Source organism: Boudabousia liubingyangii, from assembly GCF_001907245.1.
GTDB lineage: Bacteria > Actinomycetota > Actinomycetes > Actinomycetales > Actinomycetaceae > Boudabousia > Boudabousia liubingyangii.
In genome coordinates this window covers 101,157-117,127 of sequence record NZ_MQSU01000003.1, presented here as the reverse complement: position 1 = coordinate 117,127, position 15,971 = coordinate 101,157, and the positions used below count along the sequence as shown (strand labels likewise).

General features: G+C 58.9%; 13 protein-coding genes. All 13 read right to left on the bottom strand.

From position 1 onward, the window contains the following. Positions 1-51: 51 nt before the first annotated feature. Positions 52-945 (bottom strand): tryptophan synthase subunit alpha, encoded by an 894-nt coding sequence (gene trpA, locus BSR28_RS05180; RefSeq protein WP_073713545.1) that lies wholly within the window; start codon positions 943-945, stop codon positions 52-54. Beyond that, entirely contained in the window at positions 945-3,278 is a 2,334-nt protein-coding gene (trpB, locus tag BSR28_RS05175; RefSeq protein ID WP_073713544.1) for a tryptophan synthase subunit beta, read from the bottom strand. The genes trpA and trpB overlap by 1 nt, the downstream gene beginning before the upstream one ends. 27 nt (positions 3,279-3,305) lie before the next feature. Further along, positions 3,306-4,331 carry an anthranilate phosphoribosyltransferase gene (gene trpD / locus BSR28_RS05170; RefSeq protein ID WP_073709610.1) on the bottom strand — a complete coding sequence of 342 codons (1,026 nt, stop codon included), beginning with the start codon at positions 4,329-4,331 and terminating at the stop codon, positions 3,306-3,308. Continuing rightward, positions 4,328-4,969 (bottom strand): anthranilate synthase component II, encoded by a 642-nt coding sequence (locus BSR28_RS05165; RefSeq protein ID WP_073713543.1) that lies wholly within the window; start codon positions 4,967-4,969, stop codon positions 4,328-4,330. Before BSR28_RS05165 ends, trpD begins: the two co-directional genes overlap by 4 nt. After that, positions 4,966-6,612 carry an anthranilate synthase component 1 gene (locus BSR28_RS05160; RefSeq protein ID WP_073713542.1) on the bottom strand — a complete coding sequence of 549 codons (1,647 nt, stop codon included), beginning with the start codon at positions 6,610-6,612 and terminating at the stop codon, positions 4,966-4,968. The genes BSR28_RS05165 and BSR28_RS05160 overlap by 4 nt, the downstream gene beginning before the upstream one ends. 382 nt (positions 6,613-6,994) lie before the next feature. Further along, positions 6,995-7,594 (bottom strand): hypothetical protein, encoded by a 600-nt coding sequence (locus BSR28_RS05155; RefSeq protein ID WP_073713541.1) that lies wholly within the window; start codon positions 7,592-7,594, stop codon positions 6,995-6,997. Continuing rightward, positions 7,587-8,573 carry a hypothetical protein gene (locus tag BSR28_RS05150; protein ID WP_073709614.1) on the bottom strand — a complete coding sequence of 329 codons (987 nt, stop codon included), beginning with the start codon at positions 8,571-8,573 and terminating at the stop codon, positions 7,587-7,589. The genes BSR28_RS05155 and BSR28_RS05150 overlap by 8 nt, the downstream gene beginning before the upstream one ends. A gap of 25 nt (positions 8,574-8,598) precedes the next feature. After that, positions 8,599-10,992: a phosphoribosylformylglycinamidine synthase subunit PurL gene (gene purL, locus BSR28_RS05145; RefSeq protein ID WP_073713540.1), complete on the bottom strand. Its 2,394-nt coding sequence runs from the start codon at positions 10,990-10,992 to the stop codon at positions 8,599-8,601. 611 nt (positions 10,993-11,603) lie between these two features. Then, positions 11,604-12,287, bottom strand: a complete 684-nt coding sequence (gene purQ, locus BSR28_RS05140; protein ID WP_073709616.1) for a phosphoribosylformylglycinamidine synthase subunit PurQ — start codon at positions 12,285-12,287, stop codon at positions 11,604-11,606. A 6-nt stretch (positions 12,288-12,293) separates the two neighbouring features. Further along, positions 12,294-12,545, bottom strand: coding sequence for a phosphoribosylformylglycinamidine synthase subunit PurS (purS, locus tag BSR28_RS05135; RefSeq protein WP_073709617.1), 252 nt, complete (start codon positions 12,543-12,545; stop codon positions 12,294-12,296). Between the two features lie 88 nt (positions 12,546-12,633). Continuing rightward, positions 12,634-13,554, bottom strand: coding sequence for a phosphoribosylaminoimidazolesuccinocarboxamide synthase (locus BSR28_RS05130; RefSeq protein WP_073709618.1), 921 nt, complete (start codon positions 13,552-13,554; stop codon positions 12,634-12,636). Positions 13,555-13,567: 13 nt separating this feature from the next. Then, a complete protein-coding gene (locus BSR28_RS05125) occupies positions 13,568-14,506 on the bottom strand; it encodes a hypothetical protein (protein ID WP_073713539.1) in 939 nt (312 codons plus the stop codon). A gap of 73 nt (positions 14,507-14,579) precedes the next feature. Next, complete coding sequence (gene purD / locus BSR28_RS05120) at positions 14,580-15,842, bottom strand: phosphoribosylamine--glycine ligase (protein ID WP_073709620.1); 1,263 nt, start codon at positions 15,840-15,842, stop codon at positions 14,580-14,582. Positions 15,843-15,971 lie beyond the last annotated feature (129 nt).

The following is a 15,971-nucleotide window of genomic DNA, read 5'->3' as shown; positions in this document are numbered from 1 at the left end:
TGGCTTACCTTTGGCTTAGCTAGTCTCTATGGTTTGCTTGATCCCTTGGCCTTATTTGGTTGCGGCTTTCATTTCCTGCACAAAGTTGGTCAGTTCGCTCAGCATGGGCGTGAGGTCTGCGGGGGCTTGCCCATCGGGTAGGTCCGCACAGTGCTGGGCGATTAGTTTTACGGTAGCCGAACCGGTAATAGCCCCGTCAGCGCCCGCGGCCAGAGCCGCACGTACGTGCTCGGGTCGAGAAATCCCAAAACCCAGCAGGACGGGTAGGTCCGTGTAGGCACGTAGGGTGCGCACGACCTCGGAAAGACCATCCGTGCTGGCTTCCCGTTCCACGCCGGTCACGCCGACTCGGGAAACCGCGTAAACGTACCCGCGCGAGGCGGCTCCTACCGCCGCCAGGGTATCTTCCCGAGCGTGGGGCGGGGCAATAAATACCGGGTCCACGCCTGCCGCCTGAGCGGCCGCCACGAACTGGGCGGATTCGCGCGTGGGCACGTCCGGGATCAGGACCGAGTCCACGCCCACTTCCGCGCAGCGCTGGTAGAAGGCTTCAAGGCCCATGCTGAAGGGCAGGTTGGCATAAACCAGCAGGCCGATGGGCACCTGGGGGTGCTTGGCACGGACCTGGGATAGGACGTCCCAGCAGGTTTCCGCGTCGGTGCCGGCCGCCAGTGCGCGTAGGTGGGCGTCCTGGATGGTGGGGCCGTCCGCTACCGGGTCAGAGAAGGGGAAGCCTAGTTCGAGGGCGTCCGCTCCTCCGGCGATGAGCGCGTCGATGACCTGTACGGAGGCTTCCGGGGTGGGGTCGCCGATCATGACGAAGGGGACCAGGGCGCCTTCGCTTGTTTGGGCCTGCTCTTGGTTTTGGGCGTGGCCTTCAGTTTGGTGGTCGGCACTGCTTTCGGCGCGGTTAAGGCGTTCGAAGAGGGGCTGGTAGTGGGTCATTATTTGCCTCCCTGCTGGTTGATTAGTTTGCGGGCTCTAGAGACCGCGCCGTCCTCACTGAAGGAGCCGCCTAGGCGTTGGCGGATCTGTTCTAGGTCCTTGTCGCCGCGACCGGAAAGGGAGACGAGGATGACGGGTTCGTCTGCCTGATCGTCACCATCCGCCGCGCGGGCTTCCTGCAGGCGCTTCGCTTCCGCTAGGGCAAAGGCCAGCGCGTGGGAGGATTCGAGGGCGGGGATAATGCCCTCGTGGCGGGAGAGCTGCTGGAAGGCATCTACGGCCGCCGCGTCATCAATGCCCACGTATTCGACCCGGCCACTTGCGGCTAGGTAGGAGTGCTCCGGGCCGACGCCCGGGTAGTCCAGGCCGGCAGAAACCGAATAGGATTCTTCGACCTGGCCTTCGGCGGTACGCATTAGGTAAGAGCGGGCCCCGTGCAGAACACCAATCTTGCCGCCGTGGATGGGGGCACCGTGATGGTTTGTCTCTAGGCCTTCACCGGCGGGTTCTACGCCCACTAGGCGCACGGTCGGGTCCGCAATGAAGTCGGCGAACATGCCGATGGCGTTCGAGCCACCGCCCACGCAGGCCACCACCACGTCGGGTAGTTTCCCGGTCATTTCTAGGACCTGGGCACGTGCTTCGGTAGAGATGATGCGGTGGAATTCGCGCACCATGGTGGGGAATGGGTGCGGGCCGGCCGCGGTCCCCAGCAGGTAGTGGCTGGTCTCAAAGGTAGCGGTCCAGTCGCGCAGGGCCTCATTGACGGCGTCTTTGAGCGTGCCCGCACCGGCGGTTACCGGGACGACGGTCGCGCCCATGAGTTCCATGCGTTCTACGTTCGGAGCCTGACGGACAATGTCTTTCGCGCCCATGTAGATGGTGCAGTCCAGTCCCAGCAGCGCACAGACCATCGCGGTGGCGGTGCCGTGCTGTCCGGCTCCGGTTTCCGCAATAATGCGGGTCTTGCCCATGCGCTTGGCCAGTAGGGCCTGCCCCAGCACCTGGTTGCCCTTGTGGGCACCACCGTGGACTAGGTCCTCGCGCTTGAGCAGGATGCGGGCTCCCCCACCTAGCGGCAGGTTGCGGGTTTCCGTGACCGGCGTGGGTCGGCCTAGGTAGCGGTGCAGTAGTTCGCGGACTTCAGCAATGAATTCGGGGTCGTCGACGGCTTCTTTGAAGGCGGCTTCGAGCTGGTCGAGGGCGGGGATCAGTAGTTCAGGCACGTACTGGCCGCCGAATTCCCCGAAGTATGGGGGTAGCTGGGTGGGCGCGTCCGTTTCCGGGGCCGGGTTGGTTTCCGTCCCGGTTGCCGAGGATGCGCCTTCAGTTTCAGGCGAGGTCACCGGTTTTTCAGCAGCGTTTTCCCGCGGCCCGTGCCAGGTCGCACCCGGGTAGTTCTGCAGTTCCTGCCCGCTGAAGGGCTGCCATTCGGGGGTCAGGGCGGTTTCGGCTAACCACGCAGCACCACCGGTGGGCTGGTAGCCGGCTAGTTCGCGGGCGGCCGCGGCTGGGTCTTCTGAGCCGGAAAGTTGCGAACCAACCAGCAGCGCGTCGGTGAGCCCAGCTAGCCGGGCCACATCCTGCGGGTTCTTCACGCCGGATTCACCCACAATAATCACACCCTCAGGGATCTGCGGGGCCAGTTCCTCCGTGCGAGCCAAGTCCGTCTGCAGGGTGCGCAGGTCACGGTTATTAATGCCAATCACGCGGGCGCCTAGGGCTAGGGCGCGCTGTAGCTGGTCGGGAGTATCGACCTCGGTTAGGACGCTCATGCCCAGCTGGTGGGCTAGTGCCGTCAGGTACTGATACTGCTCATCGTCCAGGATGGACAACATCGCCAGGATCGCGTCGGCCCCGTTGGCCCGCGCGGCAATCACCTGGATGGGGTCGATGATGAAGTCTTTAGCCAGGACCGGCTGTTCTACGGCGGCGCGAACCTGCGCTAGGTGCTCGTAGGATCCCCCGAAACTATCCGGTTCGGTCAGCACGGAGATCGCGGCGGCGACGGGCGCGTAGGCGCGCGCCAACTGGGCGGGCTGGTAGCTGCCTCGGATCTCCCCCAGGGTGGGCGAGGCGGACTTGCACTCCATGATTAGTGCCGGTCGGCCTGCCCGTCCGGCCTGCCCGCGAGTGCGTAGAGCGTCCTCGAAAGCACGCTTCGAACGAGGCAGCGTGGCCGGGTTTAGGTGACCGTACTGGGCTTTTAGTTCCGGTAGCCGCAGGCGCCGCTGGGCCACTAGCTGGTCGAGGACGGTACCGCTTTCGCGGAGTTCCTCGGGGACCGGTTTGAAGCCGCGCAGTCCAGTTTGGGGTTCGGGGGTGGTGGTCATGGGGTTCCTTTGGGTTGGCTGGGCTGCTTATTTGGCGCCCTGAGGGCCGGAGACTAGGTCTTCTAGGTAGGACAGGGGTTTACCGGTGGCAAGCTGTTCTAGGGCCATCTGGGTACCTTCTGCGAGGGTTTCTGCCTTGCCGACGGTGAACAGTACGGCACCGGCGTTGACCGCAATGGCATCGCGGTGGGCGGGCTGGCCCTTACCGCCTAGTACTTCCTTGAGTAGTTCAGCGTTTTCGGCCCCGTCGCCACCGCGCAGGTCGGCTACGGTCCAGGTTTGGATGCCCAGTTCTTCGGGGGTGACTCGGTAGCTCTTGACCCCGTCGGGTGTGGCTTCGCGGACGTGCGTGGGGCCGTGGACGGCCAGCTCGTCTAGGCCATCGCCGTGTACGACCAGGGCGCGCTGGCGGCCTAGGCGGACCATGGCGGCCGCGACTAGGTCTAGGTAGTCGGGGTTGGCCACGCCCATGACCTGGTAGTCCAGTGGGGCGGGGTTAATGAGCGGTCCCACCAGGTTGAAAATGGTGGGGGCGGCCAGGGCCTTGCGTACCGGGGCGACGAAGCGCATGGCCGGGTGGTAGGCCTGGGCGAAGAGGAAGGTGAAGCCCTTTTCGGCTAGGGACTGGGAGGCCTCCTGCGGGGTGGCGTTCAGGTTTAGGCCTAGGGCTTCGAGGACGTCTGCGGCCCCGGATTTAGAGGAAACGGAGCGGTTGCCGTGCTTTGCGACGGGCACGCCTAGGGAGGCGGCGACTAGGCCGGCCGCGGTAGAAATGTTGATGGTCAGGGCTCCGTCACCGCCGGTGCCGACGACGTCGACCAGGCCGCGCTGCTGGGTGGGGAATTCGGTGGCCACGGCGCGGAAGGCTGCGGCGGCTCCGGCTAGTTCTTCGGCGCTTTCCCCGCGGGAGTGCAATCCGGCTAGGAGGGCGGCGGTTTGGATTTCGCTGAGCTCCCCGTTAGAGAGGGCGGCGAATAGTTCTTGGGCCTGCTCTTGGCTGAGTTCTTGGCCGTTGATGACCTGGCGGATGAGGGCGGTGACGTCGGTGCTCATTTTGCGTCCTTAGCGTGCTGGGTTTCGGTTTGGCTTAGTTCTTTAAGTAGGTTTTTGATTAGTTGCGGTCCGGCCGGGGTGAGGATCGATTCGGGGTGGAATTGCAGGCCAATCATGGGCTGCTGGTGATGTTTCGCGGCCATCACGATCCCCTCTTCGGTAGCGGCTAGGGAAACTAGCTGCGCGGGTAGCTCAGTAGTGCCCAAGGAGTGGTACCGCGCTACCTCGAAAGTATCATCTAGGTCGCCAAAGGACTCGTTCTGGCGGCCTTCTGTGGTGAGGTTTACGGCCGAGGCCTGCCCGTGTACGGGACCGACCCGGTCAATCACTCCCCCGCAGGATTCGACCATGGCTTGGAACCCAAGGCAGATACCCAGGGTGGGAATCCCGTCGGCTAGGGCTCGCTCCACTAGGTCCATTAGGCAGCCGGCTTCCCGAGGGTGCCCCGGCCCGGGCGACAGGCACAGTAGGGGGCGCTGCCCGGCGGCCTGCTCTTCCGCGGTGGGCTTCAGGGCCTGTAGAACAGTTTCTAGGGCGACGTTGTTTCGGTAGACCTCGATCTTGGCGCCCTGATAGGCGAATAGGTCCACTAGGTTGTAGACGAAAGAATCGCGGTTATCTAGTAGTACGACCCTCATGCTTGAACCTCCTGGGCAAGTGCGGTCTTGGGATTCTGGGCGATTTCTAGTTTCGCGTTCTGGGCGGCCGCGAGGGCGTGCAGGACGGCACTGGCTTTGTGGGTGGTTTCCGCGGCCTCTGACTGGGGGTTCGAGTGCCCCACCACGCCCGCGCCCGCTTGGACTAGAGCCTGCCCGTCCTTCACGAAGGCCGAGCGGATCACGATGCAGGTGTCGAACTCGCCGTCCCCACGCAGGTAGCCGACCGCTCCCCCGTAGGAGCCGCGCCGAACGCCCTCGACCTCCCGGATCAGTTCGGCCGCCCGTAGTTTCGGAGCGCCCGTCAACGTACCCATGGTCATGGATGCGCGGAAGGCATCCAGGGCGTCAAGGTCCGGGGCCAGTTCCCCACTGACCTCGGAGACTAGATGCATGACGCGCGAGTAGCGGTCCACGCGCAAAAGGTTGGTCACCTGCCGGGTTCCCGGGACAGACACGCGCGCCACGTCGTTACGCGCTAGGTCCACCAGCATGAGGTGCTCCGCCAGTTCCTTTTCATCCTTGCGCAGTTGCAGTTCTAGACGAATATCCAGTTCGTGGTCGATGCTGCCATCAGCACGCAAACCACGAGGGCGCGTGCCCGCGATCGGGCGAATCGCCACCTGCCCGGTCTTCACCGAATACAGCAGGGAAGATTCCGGAGAGGCCCCAAAGATCTGGAAATCTTCCGTGGCCAGGTAGAACATGTACGGGCTGGGGTTAGCCGCGCGCAGTACCCGGTAGGCGGCCAGCGCGTCCGGGCACTCCATGGTGTAACCGCGGCTGGGGACCACCTGGAAAATATCGCCCGCCTTAATGTGCTCTTGCAGGTCACGGACGGTCTGCGCGAAGTCTTCATCCGAGGTCGTCGGGTAGGCCGTTAAGGTAGCAGCACCTTCAGGGGTGGCTGCGGGAGTACCTGAGGGCGCGCCCTCGTCCGCGGAAATCTGGTTAATCGCGGCTTCCAGTTCATCCAAACGCGCCTTTATCCCCGCATGATCATAAGAGGCCCCCACCAGCGTGGTGCTCTGATTTTGATGGTCGGTAACTAGGATCGTCGCCGCATCATAAAAAACATAATCAGGGCAGGTATTTGGGCCTTCAGGGACGGCCGGCAGGTCCTCAAAACTGTCTAGGTAATCGAAGGCAAAGGCGCCCGCCAGCAGCGGCAAGTGCGGGTGCGGGACAGGCGCACTTGCCAAAACCCGTAGGGCCGCCGCCGAAGACGTGGCCTTCAGGCGTTCGCGTTCCTCGGTAATACTTTGGTCAACGGGGATATCCAGCTCAAGGTGGCCGGGAGCTACGTCCGTAACGTACTGGGAAAGTTCATTTTGGAGACGAGTAATGGAGCCTTCACTGTCCGGGCCAGAACGGAGTGCGTCAACGGTGACGGTAGTGCCGCGGCAGGTGAGTTTCACGGTCGCATCAAGGATGGCAATGGAGGTCAGTTGGGCTTTGGAGGCGATATCTGCCGAATCTAGCAGGATACAGTCTTTGGGCAGGCCGGCAGCTGATACCGGCAGTAGGCCTTTGCTGGTTAGTTGACGCAGAATCGCGCCGCCGTCAGCCTGATAGTTGACTTGGCGGGTTAGCACCTGCGGGGGTGCGGGTAGTTCTTTACTCATCTGGTCTTCTCCGTTTCTGCTTGGGCACTTGCGGCTGACCAGGTATAAGAAAAGGCCCGCCGTAGCGAGCCTGCGAATGGTATGACTTTTATCGGCTCGCCATTAAGGGAGCCACCACCAGCCATTCCGATTGCTTTGCATGTAAAAAATAATAGTCCACGGTGGTAGCTCACGCAAAACCACCTGACCATTATGACCAGCAGTTTCAGACAGTTTTAACCTGAATTAACTAAATCCCGGACCGGCTTGTCCAACTTGTGAACCAGCGGGCCCGGGAGATAGCTTTCAGATTTAGGGTTTCCCGTACCAGGACCTTAGATGATGACCTTTGCAGATCACCTTAACTGACGACTTTAGATCGTCAGCTCATCTAAAGACGGCATTAAATCATGTGGAAGGATTCGCTAGCTGCCACGGCCACGATCGAGTTCAACAACATCATGTAGGTACGACCCTCGGGCATGATGAGCTGAGCTTTAGTGTCCGATAGGCGACGGTATTCGCACACCAAAAGGGATTGACCGAAGGGAGCCTGACGGAAGATACGGGCACCCTTACTGGTTAGGCTCATGGCATCCCAACCGGGGGTAGAAGGACGCAGGTAGGAAACTAGGCTAATCGGGCCTAGGACTCGCGCCCAGGCAGCCATTTGGGCGTGGTCCCCATTTTGCACAGTGAAAATATGGGTACCACCGACGTGCGATTCTAGGGTTCCCTTCAGCATGAGGGTGAACTCTTCACTGTTACCTTTACGGTCAGGGCTGAAAATTTCCCAGGTAACCAAGGGTTTATGACATGAGAAATTATTGTCCGAAGCAACCTCGGGGTGGTATTGCACTCGCAGGTTGGTCCCATTGGGGAAAGTTACCGTGGAAAGGTTACCCGCTGCTAAGCGCTGACAGATTAGGGTCTCTCGCATGTCGTAATCGGGCCATGCGAAGTCGGAACCATTGGTCAGGAATCTTACGGCATTCTCAAACAAGTTCGGTCTCCTGCAAACATCCTAGTTCGTCAAGGTAAGCCGCTAGCAGCTCACGGAAACGATCTTTACGACTAATAGCCTTCTCAAGTGCTTCATAGTCATCTACATCGCGACGACAGTGAAGGTGGTTAGTAAGCAGCTGTTCGTGCCAAGTGGGTGAAACTAGCAACCAGCCGGGTTCATATTCACCGAAGCATCCCACGTCTTTGGAGAAGCCCAGGAACTCGCCATCTTCCCAGATGCACACGATCTTAAAGGGCACTAGCAGACGGGTTTCTTCCGCGATTTCAAGGAAGTCACGGGGATTGTAGTTAACAATGTGCACGCCCTTGTCCGGGATCGCCGGCGGCGTGATTCGGCCGGCGTCATAATCCTTGCGGCGTTTAGCTAGCAAGCGCATGCATTCATCAGCGACTAGCAGCAGCAGGAAGTTTAGGCGTTGGGGGGTGATGTTATCAGTGCTAACTTCCAGCAGGCCGCCGGTCTCATCGTGAGTGTAACGAGCAAACCAAAGCGTGTCAGCAAAGGGGGCTGCGAACTCTGCCCAAGTGGTGCCATCGAAGTTAATGAAATCAACGACAGACTTGTCGCGAACGGGGTGCACGCTCCAATAGTCTTCATCCTTGTGGATGCAAGAGTGCAGTACCACGTCGCTTTCAGAATGCAGGGCAGAGACCTGTAGATAAATCGGATAGGTTCCGCCATGTAGAAGCTCGGGAACCCACACGCAGTGAGCCTTTAGCAGGGTGGGGTCTTCTGGCTGTTGACCCGGGAAGCGGAAATCGACCTTAATGTCCCCAGAGGTGACCACGAAAGAGATTTTGGTACCGTCAGTGGCTGTCATGACACAACCATCTTCAGTGTCGGTGCGCTCGAAGCGAAGCTGGTCCTCCAGCATGCCACAAGCCCACTGGTTATATTCCTCTTCCGTTCGTTCGACTGCTGCTTCGTCAAGATAGCGTCGTAATAGATGGTCCATAGGAATTCCCTTTGGCGTTTTATATTTAAAAATGCTTCGGCAAAGTTGCTTGGGTCGCTTCTTGCAGTGTCTCAAGATCCAAAGTAATCAGGTCACCCTCTACTTCGGTTTCAGACTCTGGGTCGAAACGATCCGCACCAACAATGGTTAGTAGGTCCCCACCGGTGGTTCCCAGACGATAGAAAGGCACTTCTTCTGCGTTCGCAGCTGCTTCTACTGCCGGGACTAAACCTTCAGGTACCGCAACAATGCATCTTGCTCCTGATTCAGAGAATAGCACTTCTGCGGTCTGTAAGTTATCTGTTCGGGCTACCGAAGAAAGATCAATGGAAGCACCGACGCCGTAGCGTAGGCAAGAGTCCACTAGGGTCTGAGCTAGACCGCCAGTAGAAAGGTCGTGTGCTGCCTTCAGCAGGGAGCCTTCCTCACTGTTCGAGAGGGCCTGCAAGACTCGACCTAGAGCCATTTCTGCCTGCAGATCAACACGCGGCGGCTGACCACCTAGATGCTGGTGGACTTCCCAAGCCCAAGCGGAGCCGTCGAGTTCAGATTCTGTCTTCCCTAGTAGCAAGACCGCTAGGCCTTCTTCCTTCCAGCCGGAGGGGTTGGCGCGGGTGACGTCATCCATGACACCTAGGACACCAACCACCGGGGTGGGGTTGATGGAAGAATCGGGGCGTCCCTTTTCAGTGCCGGAGGAGTTGTAGAGGGAAACGTTACCGCCGGTGACGGGCACCTTCATTTCCTCACAGGCTTCCGCTAGACCTTCAATGGCCTGCACCAGCTGCCACATGGCATCGGGGTCTTCAGGGGAACCGAAGTTTAGGCAGTCAGTCACGGCTAGGGGCTTGGCCCCGACCGTGCAGACGTTTCGGTAGGATTCAGCCAGTGCCTGCTGGGCTCCGGTGAAGGGGTCCAGCTTGGTGAAACGGCCGTTAGCATCGGTAGAGAGTGCCACGCCGCGACCGGTTTCGGGTACTACGCGAATAACACCGGCATCATCAGGCTGAGCTAGCGCGGTATTACCTTGAACGTAGCGGTCGTACTGGTCGGTAACCCAGTTCTTGGCTGCCTGGTTGGGGCTGGTCACCATCTTTAGCAGGTCACGTTCGATCTCTTCTGCACTTAGGGGCAGAGGTAGGTCGGCAGTGGTGTTGGCATTTAGTTCATCCTGCCAAGCGGGGCGGGCGTAGGGACGATCGTATTCCGGACCCTCATGGGCGACGGTCTTAGGATCGACGTCTACAATGCGGTGGCCGTTATGGTCAATGGTTAGGCGTCCGGTTCCGGTGACCTCACCGATGACGGAGTATTCCACGTCCCACTTTTCCACGATCTGCTTGAATGCTTCAAGGTTTTCGGGGGTGACCACACACATCATGCGTTCCTGGGATTCACTCATTAGGATTTCGCCGGCGGTTAGGGTGGGGTCACGTAGTAGTACGGTTTCTAGGTCGACGTGCATACCGCCGTCACCGTTAGAGGCAAGTTCACTGGTGGCACAGGAGATACCGGCAGCGCCGAGGTCCTGGATGCCTTCAACTACGCCAGAGTGGAATAGTTCGAGGCAGCATTCGATTAGGACCTTTTCCATGAAGGGGTCGCCTACCTGGACGGAGGGTCGCTTGGTGGGCATACCGTCAGTGAAGGTTTCTGAAGCTAGGATCGAGGCACCACCAATGCCATCACCACCGGTGCGGGCACCGAAGAGGATGACATGGTTGCCTGCGCCAGAGGCGTTGGCTAGGTGGATATCTTCATGCTTTAGGACGCCGATGCAGAGGGCGTTAACTAGCGGGTTGCCCTGGTAGGAAGCGTCAAATTCGGTTTCGCCACCGATATTCGGTAGGCCTAGGCAGTTGCCGTAGCCACCCACGCCAGAGACCACACCGTGGACCACGCGAGCTGTATCTGAATGTTCCACATCGCCGAAGCGTAGCTGGTCCATGACTGCTACTGGGCGAGCACCCATTGACATAATGTCGCGAACGATACCACCCACGCCGGTGGCGGCACCCTGGTAGGGCTCTACGAAAGAGGGGTGGTTGTGGGATTCAACCTTGAAGGTAACGGCGTAGCCATCACCAATGTCAACGACGCCAGCATTTTCACCCATGCCAACTAGTAGGTGTTCACGCATTTCATCGGTGGTGTGTTGACCGAACTTACGTAGGTGTTTCTTAGAAGATTTGTAGGAGCAGTGTTCTGACCACATGACGGAATACATGGCCAGTTCCGCATTGGTGGGGCGACGACCAAGAAGATTTTTAATCTCTAAATATTCATCTTCTTTGAGCCCTAGCTCTGCATAGGGCATGGGCTGATCTGCGGTAGCGGCAGCATCAGCAATCGTGTCATAGTTTTCGGCGGAATTTTCCGCTTCGGTGCGGGAGGTGTTTTCTTCAGACCGCTGGGTCATGGTTACTCCATGTTTTGGCCCCAAATGGGGTGTCCTACTATGAATAGCTCCAAGTTTTCAACTGGTCTAGCCAGATACGTTTGAAAGCCTAGTGCCCATTATGTTTTGGACAAGAGTCCGCTACGAGGCTAACTCTACCAGTTTCTTGGAGACTGTGGGAAAAAGGTGGATAGATTAATGCTCACAGTGCTTATCACGTGTTAAAAAAGCAGGTTTTTCACAGGGTTTATCCACAGTTTTCCCCAGGCAATGTGGATATCAACATTTCGAGTGTGCATTTCCGGTCTTTTTTCGCATTAAAGCTGCGCACTTTTTGTCACTTCCGGTCACACAAAGGCCTCAACCCGCTTTTATCGTTGAAATTTCAACATTTAAACCATGTCAACCAGATTTTAAAAGCTCAACTAAACCTCAAGTTAAGGTTGAGGTGATCCGACTTTTCGGCTCTATTTCCCAAAAAAGCACGCGACCTACGCCACTTTTTCATAATTGCTCTCAATAGCACCCACAGTTATACACAAAGAAATCCACAGCCCTTTCCACTACTTCCCCAACCCGGGAATGCAACTGTGAATAGAACTGTGGATAACTATGTAGTTTTTAGTGACTAATCAGCCTAGTAATGACTCCAAGACAGACTTGAACAGGCCTAGACCATCAGTACCAGAACCGGACTCTGGCCCGAAGACATCCTCAACGGCATGTTCCGGGTGCGGCATCAAGCCAACGACGTTACCGGCCTCGTTACACAAACCAGCAATCTGGTTCATGGAACCATTGGGGTCGAAGTCTAGGTAGCGGAAGACAACCTGACCTTCGCCCTCAATCCGTTCTAGCTGTTCGGGGGTAGCCTGGAAGTTACCCTCACCGTTCTTTAGCGGAATCACAATCCGCTGACCCTTCTCAAAGGCGCCGGTCCAGGCAGTCTCGGTACGAACTACCTCTAGGGCCTGGTCACGACAGATGAACTTTTGGTGGTGGTTACGGATCAAGGCACCGGGTAGGAGGTGCGATTCGCAAAGAATCTGGAAACCATTGCAAATACCCAGTACGGGAAGGCCCTTCTTAGCGCCCTCGATGACCGCGCCCATTACCGGGCTCTGGGCCGAAATAGCGCCACAGCGCAGGTAGTCACCATAAGAAAACCCACCGGGTAGCACAACCGCGTCAACACCCTTGACGTCAGAGTCCTTGTGCCAGAGTTCTACCGGTTCAGCACCGGCAATTCGCACCGCACGGGCAGCATCACGGTCATCTAGCGTACCCGGGAAGGTTACAATCCCGATCTTGCTCATAGCAGCTCAGTCCTCCAGGGCGCGCACGGAGACGACGTTTTCAATAATGGGGTTAGAAAGCAGTTCTTCTGCAGCTTTCCGAGCCTGTTCCAGGTGTGCTTCGGTAACTGCACCGTCAACGGTCAGTTCGAAACGCTTACCCTGGCGAACACCTACGAAATCAGTGAAACCTAGACGAGGGAAAGCACCCAAAATGGCTTTACCCTGGGGGTCCAAGATTTCCGGCTTCGGCATAACTTCAACAATGATGACACCCATTTATATCTCCTTGAGGGTTTTAGCTGTACGCAATCGACGGGCTTTAATTGCTCTAGCAGGTCTAACAGTAGCGGGTTTTAGGGGGTTTCTACCATTCAAGTGACTGACCAGTTAATTTCTGGTAGGCCTCAAGGTAGCGTTGGCGGGTCGCCTCAACGACCTCGGCAGGTAGTTCCGGCGGGGTCTGGCCGCTGGCTGAATCCCAGTTACTTTCAGGGGATTTCAGCCAGTCACGCACGAACTGCTTATCGTACGAGGGAGTCGGCTTGCCTTCTTCCCATTCCTCGGCAGACCAGAAACGTGAGGAATCAGGCGTTAAGACTTCGTCGGCTAGGACCAGTGCCGGGGAGGGCTGGACCGCTCCCGGCTGGTCTTCTACCTGCCCGAATTCGAACTTGGTGTCCGCCAGAATAATTCCCCGGGCGGCAGCCAGTTCGCGGGCCGCCGAGTAGATAGCCAATGATTGATCGCGCAGGGCGGCAGCGGTTTCTTCACCAACCATGGCACAAACCTTACGGAAGGAAACGTTCTCATCGTGCTCACCCAGTTCCGCCTTCGCGGCGGGAGTGAAGATCGGTTCGGGCAGTGGGGAAGCTTCCACTAGGCCCTCGGGCAGTTTCACGCCGCAGACCTCGCCGGTACGCTGGTAATCCTTCAGGCCGGTCCCGGTGAGGTAGCCGCGCACGACGCATTCAACCGGCAACATGTGCAACTGTTGGCAAACCATAGCTCGTCCGGCTACGGCCTCGGGCACGTCCAAAGAGACTAGGTGATTGGGGCCCAAGTGAGCTAATTTTTCAAACCACCACAGGGTCAGGGCGGTTAGGACACGACCCTTATCAGGAATCAGGGTGGGCAGGATATGGTCAAAAGCGCTGATTCGGTCTGAGGCCACCACCAGCACGTGACGTGCGGGATCGAAATCCCCACCCGGTAACGGCACATAGAGGTCTCTGACTTTTCCGGAATAAACGTGCTGCCAACCTGGCAGGGTGGGGGCTTCGGACATGGTGGCTTCCTTTCTAGGCGCTCAGCGATTCCCACATGGCGGCCGAGGCCGGGGCCCCGTCCAACCAGGCGATCTTCACCGGTAATCTGCGATATTCATGGACTTCAGGGGCTTCCCAAACATGATGTAAGGTCAGCACATCAACGGGGACATCATAGGGTTTACGGGCTAGCCAATCGATGCACTCACCGTAGGGGCGACGGGCATCCCAAGGGGCCCAAGTCATGTGTTCAGGTAGGGCCGCCAGTAGTTTCTGGGCGGCACGATGATGAGCCTCTACCGGGGAGTCAATGATGACTACCACTAGGGCTGCTTCAGGGTGAGCCTCACGGTACTTGGTGAAGTCAGCGCCGGAACGTAACCGTTCACCCTCGCCCGGAAGGACGGTTTTTGCGCCACCTAGCAGGACGGCAGCTTCCCGGCCCGCGTTCTGGGTGCGGGCCACTAGGCGTTCGGCCATGTCGAGGGCGGCGGTGGCTTCCGGGATTTGCGCTAGGCACAGGACCACCTGGCCGGGGGCCGGCAGGATTGCCGGATCAAAAGCATCGGGATCTAAGGGATCAGTTTCCGATTTTTCTGACTGCGCGTGCCCAGACTTCAGGTCAGCAATAGCCTGGCCTTCCCCAGTTGGCTCACCGCTGCCCGCGGTGACCGAGCGGGGGGTCGAGGTAGCGCCGCCAGAAGCTGCCAAGGTACCAGAAACCGAAAGACCTGCCGGGGCATCCTCGGGCTCTAGGGTCGGCCGAGTGATCTGGGTGGGCTGATACGTGCCGGGCGCTACCGGAGTGTGGGGACGTAGGGGCGCGAAAAGGGAATCACTATTGTCACGAATACTGCGCGCCAGCTGGGTGCCATGCTTAAGCTGCTGGCGGGTAGCCTCAAGCAGCTGCGCTAACTCCTCATCGGTGGGGGCGTTTAGCGGTTCGGAAGCGGCCGAATCAGCTGAAGTCATCAGGTGGATATCCTTTTACAGTGCGCGACGTAGTTGGTTACTCAAAGCCTCTACAGTTTAAGCGAAAACTCTGCTAGTTTTGCCCCACTGCTTCAGCCGCAATATCAGTGCGGTGATGCGAACCGGCCAAGTGAATCTGTTCGACGGCCTGGTAGGCACGTTCGCGGGCCTGGGCTAGGTCTTCACCGACCGCGGTTACGGAAAGCACGCGGCCCCCGTTAGAGACCAACTGTCCCTCTTCATCTAGGGCGGTGCCGGCGTGGATCACGTGCACCCCGGGGATCGCATGGGCGGCATCGAGGCCGGTAATGGGGTCACCCTTCGTGGGGGTGCCGGGGTATCCGGCTGCCGAGATTACGACGGTGACGCTAGCGCCCGGTTCCCATTCAAGGGGGCCGAAGTCGGCTAGTTTGCCGCGGGCGCAAGCATCCAATACCTGGGCTAGCGGGGACTTCAGGAGGCTTAGCACGACCTGGGTTTCCGGGTCGCCGAAGCGGGCGTTAAACTCGACAACGCGCACGCCGTTAGAGGTCAGGGCTAGGCCGCAGTAGAGCAGGCCCACGAAGGGCATCTCGCGCTTAGCTAGTTCGGTAACGACCGGCTGGGCGACGCTCTGAACTACCTGGGCGGGTAGGTCAGCCGGGATCCACGGCAGCGGACTGTAAGCACCCATGCCACCGGTATTGGGGCCTTCACCCTGGTCGTAGATTCGTTTAAAGTCTTGAGCCGGCTGTAGCGGGACCACCGTCTGCCCGTCAGAGAGGCAGAAGAGGGAAACTTCGGGACCGTCTAGATATTCCTCAATGAGGACCTGTCCCCCACCTTCTAGGCAGGCCAGGGCGTGTTCTACCGCGGCGTCACGGTCAGAGGTAACAACTACACCCTTGCCGGCGGCTAGGCCATCGGCCTTAACCACGTAGGGTGCGCCGAACTTATCAAGGGCGGCCTGCACGGCGGCCTCGTCAGTGCAGGTGGCGGCATCGGCGGTGGCTACTTCAGCGGCGGCCATGATTTCTTTGGCAAAAGCCTTGGAGCCCTCCAGCTGGGCGGCAGCCTGGTTGGGGCCGAAGACGGCAATACCAGCTTCACGCAGGACGTCAGCGACACCGGCAACCAGTGGCGCTTCGGGGCCGACGACAACCAGATCAGCGTGTTCACGCTGCGCCAGTTCTAGGACCTGTTGGGGGTCATTGGCGTCGATCGCAACATTGTCGCCTAGTTCTTCAGTGCCCGGATTTCCGGGGGCAACTAGCAGACGAGTAACGGACGGGTCAGCTTTTAGGGCGCGGGCCAGAGCGTGCTCTCGGCCTCCGGATCCAAGGAGTAGAACAATCACGGGACAAGCCTACCCTGTTTGGGGGCTAAATAGCTAGCGTTTAGCAGGCAGCTTTAACTTTTTGTGGGCGCTTTGGTGACGGATTTCGGTGTGGGGGAAGCGACCTCGGCAGGTATTTCGGCAGAGAAG

What these genes read in the sequence shown, in the direction of transcription:
- BSR28_RS05160 (WP_073713542.1), bottom strand. Translation starts at nt 6,612, where the DNA reads ATGAGTAAAGAACTACCCGCACCCCCGCAGGTGCTAACCCGCCAAGTC.
- purS (WP_073709617.1), bottom strand. Translation starts at nt 12,545, where the DNA reads ATGGGTGTCATCATTGTTGAAGTTATGCCGAAGCCGGAAATCTTGGAC.
- BSR28_RS05165 (WP_073713543.1), bottom strand. Translation starts at nt 4,969, where the DNA reads ATGAGGGTCGTACTACTAGATAACCGCGATTCTTTCGTCTACAACCTA.
- BSR28_RS05150 (WP_073709614.1), bottom strand. Translation starts at nt 8,573, where the DNA reads ATGGACCATCTATTACGACGCTATCTTGACGAAGCAGCAGTCGAACGA.
- BSR28_RS05130 (WP_073709618.1), bottom strand. Translation starts at nt 13,554, where the DNA reads ATGTCCGAAGCCCCCACCCTGCCAGGTTGGCAGCACGTTTATTCCGGA.
- purQ (WP_073709616.1), bottom strand. Translation starts at nt 12,287, where the DNA reads ATGAGCAAGATCGGGATTGTAACCTTCCCGGGTACGCTAGATGACCGT.
- trpB (WP_073713544.1), bottom strand. Translation starts at nt 3,278, where the DNA reads ATGACCACCACCCCCGAACCCCAAACTGGACTGCGCGGCTTCAAACCG.
- purL (WP_073713540.1), bottom strand. Translation starts at nt 10,992, where the DNA reads ATGACCCAGCGGTCTGAAGAAAACACCTCCCGCACCGAAGCGGAAAAT.
- trpD (WP_073709610.1), bottom strand. Translation starts at nt 4,331, where the DNA reads ATGAGCACCGACGTCACCGCCCTCATCCGCCAGGTCATCAACGGCCAA.
- trpA (WP_073713545.1), bottom strand. Translation starts at nt 945, where the DNA reads ATGACCCACTACCAGCCCCTCTTCGAACGCCTTAACCGCGCCGAAAGC.
- BSR28_RS05125 (WP_073713539.1), bottom strand. Translation starts at nt 14,506, where the DNA reads ATGACTTCAGCTGATTCGGCCGCTTCCGAACCGCTAAACGCCCCCACC.